At 70.0% G+C, this 4847-nt stretch carries 4 protein-coding genes and 1 pseudogene; all 5 read left to right on the top strand.

Annotated features, from left to right (window positions below; translation table 11 throughout):
- Nucleotides 1–78 precede the first annotated feature (78 nt).
- Entirely contained in the window at nt 79–705 is a 627-nt protein-coding gene (locus tag FV228_RS20370; protein ID WP_147856283.1) for an ANTAR domain-containing protein, read from the top strand.
- Between the two features lie 171 nt (nt 706–876).
- Nucleotides 877–1722 (top strand): nitrilase family protein, encoded by an 846-nt coding sequence (locus FV228_RS20365; protein ID WP_147856282.1) that lies wholly within the window; start codon nt 877–879, stop codon nt 1720–1722.
- A 36-nt stretch (nt 1723–1758) separates the two neighbouring features.
- Nucleotides 1759–2916: a substrate-binding protein gene (locus FV228_RS20360; protein ID WP_187277830.1), complete on the top strand. Its 1158-nt coding sequence runs from the start codon at nt 1759–1761 to the stop codon at nt 2914–2916.
- 105 nt (nt 2917–3021) lie between these two features.
- The gene (locus FV228_RS20355; protein WP_147856281.1) at nt 3022–3855 is read left to right on the top strand and encodes a branched-chain amino acid ABC transporter permease; all 834 of its coding nucleotides are present in this window, start codon (nt 3022–3024) and stop codon (nt 3853–3855) included.
- Nucleotides 3848–4847 (top strand): annotated as a pseudogene (locus FV228_RS20350) (branched-chain amino acid ABC transporter substrate-binding protein); the annotation flags it as partial. The gene FV228_RS20355 and the pseudogene FV228_RS20350, both read left to right, overlap by 8 nt.

Raw genomic sequence — 4847 nt, 5'->3', positions numbered from 1 at the left:
GCGCCGGCCGGTGCGGCCCGATCCGTACCTCGCCTGGTCCCGGTTCGAGACGAACTGCCTGGACGAGGGGATGGCCGCGTGACGGCGCCCGCCCGCAAGATCCTGGACGACCTGAGGCGCGCCCGAGCCCTGGTCATCCATCCCCCCGACGAGGAGGGCGCCGCGCTTCTGGAGCAGCTCCGGCGCCTCGGCTGCGCGGTCTCCCTCGCCTGGCCGCCGCCGGCCGCCCTGCAGCCGGACATCGACACGCTGTTCATCCAGCTCGACGACGCGCAGGTGATGCACCTCCTGCCGTCGATCGAGGAGATCGAGCCCGCCGTCATCGCCATCGTGGCCTACGAGAGCCCGACATCGCTGAAGGCGATCGCCGACGTCAACGCGCACGGCGTGCTGAACAAGCCGCTGCACCCGCGCGGGGTGCTGACCCAGTTTGCCCTGGCCCGCTACCGGCGCGGCTACGAGGGTCGGTTGATCAGCAAGATCAACCGGCTGGAGGAGACCATGAAGGGCCGCCGCACCGTCGAGAAGGCGGTCCGGCTGCTGGTGGAGCTCAACCGGATCGACGAGGAGGCCGCCTACAAGATGCTCCGGGATCGTGCCACCGCGTCCCGCGTGCCGATGGCGAGCGTGGCCGAGAGCGTCGTCTCGGCCCACGAGGCGATGAGCGGCCTCGGTTTGCGCATCGCGTTGGCGGAAAAGACCTGAATGCAGCAGCCTGCCGCAAATATCACCTTGCGACCGGTCTTCAGGCGCGTATCGTAGTCTTATCGGGCAAGGTTGCCCCGCAGCAGCAGTGCTGCATGACATCTCGGCTTTGGAGCCTCTGGTCCGCGGATGACGTCCGCGCCCAGGGGCTTTTTGCGTTTTGGAGCCATCATGATCCAAGCGAGCGATCCCGCACGCCCGCCGTTACGGGTGTCCTGCATCCAGTTCGAACCGCACTTCGGTGCCGTCGCGGCCAATATCGCGCACGCCTCGGATCTCATCCGCGCCGCCGTGGCGGAGGGCAGCCGCCTGATCGTCCTGCCCGAACTCGCCAGCACCGGCTACGTGTTCGAATCCGACGCGGAGGCGGCCTCCCTCGCCGAGCCGGTGCCGGACGGGCCGACGGCCCGGGCCTGGGCGGCGCTCGCGGCGGAACTCGGCGTCCACATCGTGGCCGGCATCGCCGAGCGCGGGGACGGCGTCCTCTACAACGCCGCCGTGATCGTCGGGCCGCAGGGCTACATCGGCACCTACCGGAAGGCGCATCTCTGGGACCGGGAGAACGTGTTCTTCGCCAAGGGCGACCTCGGTTTCCCGGTCTTCGACACGGCGCTCGGCAAGATCGGGGTCGCGATCTGCTACGACGGCTGGTTCCCCGAAACCTTCCGGCAGCTCGCCCTCGGGGGCGCCGAGATCGTGTGCATCCCGACCAACTGGGTGCCGATGCCCGACCAGCCCGCGGGCGAGGCCGCCATGGCCAACACCCTGCACCGGGCCGCGGCCCACTCGAACGGCGTCTTCATCGCCTGCGCCGACCGGGTCGGCACCGAGCGCGGCCAGCCCTTCGAGGGGCAGAGCCTGATCATCGGCCCCAAGGGCTGGCCGCTGGCCGGCCCGGCGAGCCGCGACCGGACCGAGACCCTCTCGGCCGTGGTCGATCTCGACGAGGCCGGCTGCAAGGATCTGAACGGGTTCAATTCCCTCCTGCGTGACCGCCGGACCGACATCTACGGCTGACCCCGCCACCACCTCGTCTTTCCCAGGAGCCCATTCATGGTGACACGTTCTCTCATCGGCACGGCGGCGGCGCTCGTGCTCGCGACCTCGGCTGCGCAGGCCGCCGACGGCAAGCCGATCGTCATCGGCGTGCCGATCGGCCTGTCGGGGGCCAACAGCGTCGTCGCGCCGTCGGTGGTGCAGTCGGCCGAACTCGCGGTCGAGGAAATCAATGCGAACGGCGGCGTGCTCGGCCGGAAGCTCGTCCTGGAGGTGGCCGACGACGCCTCCGGCGCGGCCGGCGCCCAGAAGGCCTTCGACGGCCTGATCTACCAGAAGAAGGTCGATGTCCTGATCTCCATGGAGACGAGCGCGGCCCGCAACGCAGGCCTGCCCGCCGTGACCAAGGGCCGCGTGCCGTACATCTACACCTCGTTCTACGAGGGGCATTCCTGCAACAAGAACATGTTCGTGGATGCCTGGGTGCCGGAGCAGCAGGTGCCGCCGGTGATCGACGCCTTCAAGGCCAAGGGCGCCAAGACCTACTTCCTCATCGGCAGCGACTACGCCTTCGGCCGCGGCATGCTCGGCTTCGCCAAGAGCTACGCCGAGAAGACCGGCGGCAAGGTGGTGGGCGAGGAATACCTGCCGATGGACGGCAGCGACTGGACCGCGATCATCTCCAAGCTGAAGGAGGCCAAGCCCGACGCGCTGATCACCTCGACCGCCGGCGGCGCGCCGAACGTCACGCTCACCAAGCAGCTGCGCGGCGCCGGCGTGTCGCTGCCCTTCGCCAACCTCGCGCTGGACGAGGGCACCGCCAAGAGCATGGGCGCCGACGCCGAGGGCGTCTACCTGTCGGCCTCCTACGTCACCGGGATCGACAGCCCGGAGAACAAGACCTTCCTGGCCGCCATGAAGAAGAAGTTCGGCGCCGAGCTGCGGACGCCCAACGATCTCTCGGTGCCGGAATACGAAGCGATCTACCTCTACAAGGCCGCCGTCGAGAAGGCGGGGGGGACCGAGACCGCGAAGGTGCTCGAGGCCCTGCCCACCGTGAGCGTGACCGGGCCGCGGGGCACGATCCGCATGAGCAAGCAGCACCACGCACCCCTGACCATGTATCTCGGCCAGATCCAGGCGGACGGATCGGTCAAGGTCGCGGGCACCTTCAAGGATGTCGATCCCGGCGAGCAGTGCCCGAAGCTGCCGTGACGTGATGCGCCTCTCCCTCCCTCCCGGGGGAGGGAGCGTCCGGGATCGGCCGTCGGGCCGATCCGCTTACGCCGCGCGAAGACGCCGGCTCATCCGGAAGCTGCGATGCTGCTCATCCTCGACATCCTGACCACCGCGGCGATCCTGTTCGTGGTCTCGATCGGCCTCCTCGCGATCTTCGGCGTCCTCAAGATCATCAATTTCGCCCACGGGGCGTGGCTGACGATCGGCGCCTACTGCGCCGTGGTGACGGCCAGGCTCGGGCTCAATCCCTGGGCGGCGCTGCCGCTGGCCTTCGTGGTCGGCGCGGGCCTCGGCGGCCTGGCGGAGCACTTCATCATCCGCCCCCTCTACCGCAGGCCGCTGGACGCGATCCTCGCCACCTGGGGGCTCGGGATCGTGCTCGGCCAGCTCATCACGCTGGCCTTCGGCCGCGACGTCCAGCTCACCCCGAACCTGTTCTCGGGCACCGTCGCGATCCTCGGCGTCGACTATTCCGCCTACCGGCTCGTGGCCCTCGGCATCGCCCTCGCGATCGGGATCCTGTTCGCCCTCACCATCGAGCGGACGCGGCTCGGCCTGTCGGCCCGGGCCGTGATCATGAACGAGACCCTGGCCCGCAGCCTCGGCATCGATACCGGGCGGGTGCGCCTGGTGGTGTTCATGATCGGCGCGGGCCTCGCGGCGCTGGCGGGCGTCCTGCTGACGCCGCTGACCAGCGTCGATCCCAACATGGGGGTGAGCTGGCTGATCGGCGCCTTCATGCTGGTGATGGTCGCCGACGCGTCCTTCCTGGCGCTCGCGGCGGCCTGCCTCGTCTTCGGAGCCGCGCAGGTCCTGATCAGCACCTTCGTCAGCCCGATCCTGGGCAGCATCGCCGTGGCGGTGCTCGCGGCCCTCGTCCTGCGCGTCAGCCCGAAAGGTTTCTCCCGTGCTTGACACGATCCCCGCCACGGAGCGCGCCGCCCTCTCCGGTCGACGCCTCGCCCGGACGGCGCCCCTCGTGGTCGCGGCGGTGGCGGCCTCGGCCCTCTGGATCGCGCCGGCGTTCCTCGACACCTTCGCGGTCAACGTGCTGACCCGCTCGATGATCTACGCGGTGCTCGCCGTCACGGTGGACCTGCTCTGGGGCTTTGCCGGCATCCTGACCTTCGGCCAGGCCGCCTTCTTCGGCGTCGGCGCCTACGCCGCCGCCATGATCCTGGGCGCCTACGGGGCGACCCCGCTCGGGATTGCGGCCGGCATCGCCACCGCGGTCGCGGCGCCGGCCCTGCTCGGCCTCGCGGTCGGGTGGCTGTCCTTCTATCACCGCTCGACGCCGCTCTACGCCTCGGTGATCTCGCTGGTCGTCCCGATCGTCGTGACGCAGCTCATCTACTCGGGCGGCGAGTGGACCGGCTCCAGCAGCGGCCTCGTCGGGTTCGACGTGCTGCCCTTCGAGATCGAGGGCTTTTTCCGCCTCGCGGCCCTGTTCCTGATCGCCGTCACGCTGGCGGCCTGGATCCTGGTGCGGTCGGATGCCGGGCGCGCCCTCGTGGCCTTGCGCGACAACGAGGCGCGCTGCGCCTATCTCGGCCTCAACCCCCGGCGCCTGCAGATCCTCCTGACCGCGGCGCTCGCCGCCTTGGCCGGGCTCGCAGGGTTCCTGTTCGCCAACGCGTCCGGCGTGGTCGCCCCCGAGAATGCCGGCTTCCTGTTCGGCACCGAACTGGTGATCTGGGTGGCGCTCGGCGGCCGCGGCACGCTGCTCGGCCCGGTCCTGGGCACGATCGCCATCGACTACCTCGCGGCCAACCTCTCCGGCGACCTGCCCTTCCTCTGGCAGCTCCTGCTGGGGACGGCCTTCGTGGCGATCATCATCCTGCTGCCGGGCGGGCTCGCCGACCTCGCCAGCCGGCTGTGGCGGGCGCTGCCGCTCGGCCGGACGGAGC

It is taken from the genome of Methylobacterium sp. WL18 (assembly GCF_008040015.1).
Taxonomy (GTDB): Bacteria; Pseudomonadota; Alphaproteobacteria; order Rhizobiales; family Beijerinckiaceae; genus Methylobacterium; species Methylobacterium mesophilicum.
Note: the sequence above shows the minus strand (reverse complement) of the source record. Positions and strands in the feature narration are given on the sequence as shown.

Excerpts from the sequence above, each read along its gene's own strand:
- FV228_RS20365 (WP_147856282.1), top strand. The coding sequence starts at position 877 with ATGATCCAAGCGAGCGATCCCGCACGCCCGCCGTTACGGGTGTCCTGC.
- FV228_RS20360 (WP_187277830.1), top strand. The coding sequence starts at position 1,759 with ATGGTGACACGTTCTCTCATCGGCACGGCGGCGGCGCTCGTGCTCGCG.
- FV228_RS20355 (WP_147856281.1), top strand. The coding sequence starts at position 3,022 with ATGCTGCTCATCCTCGACATCCTGACCACCGCGGCGATCCTGTTCGTG.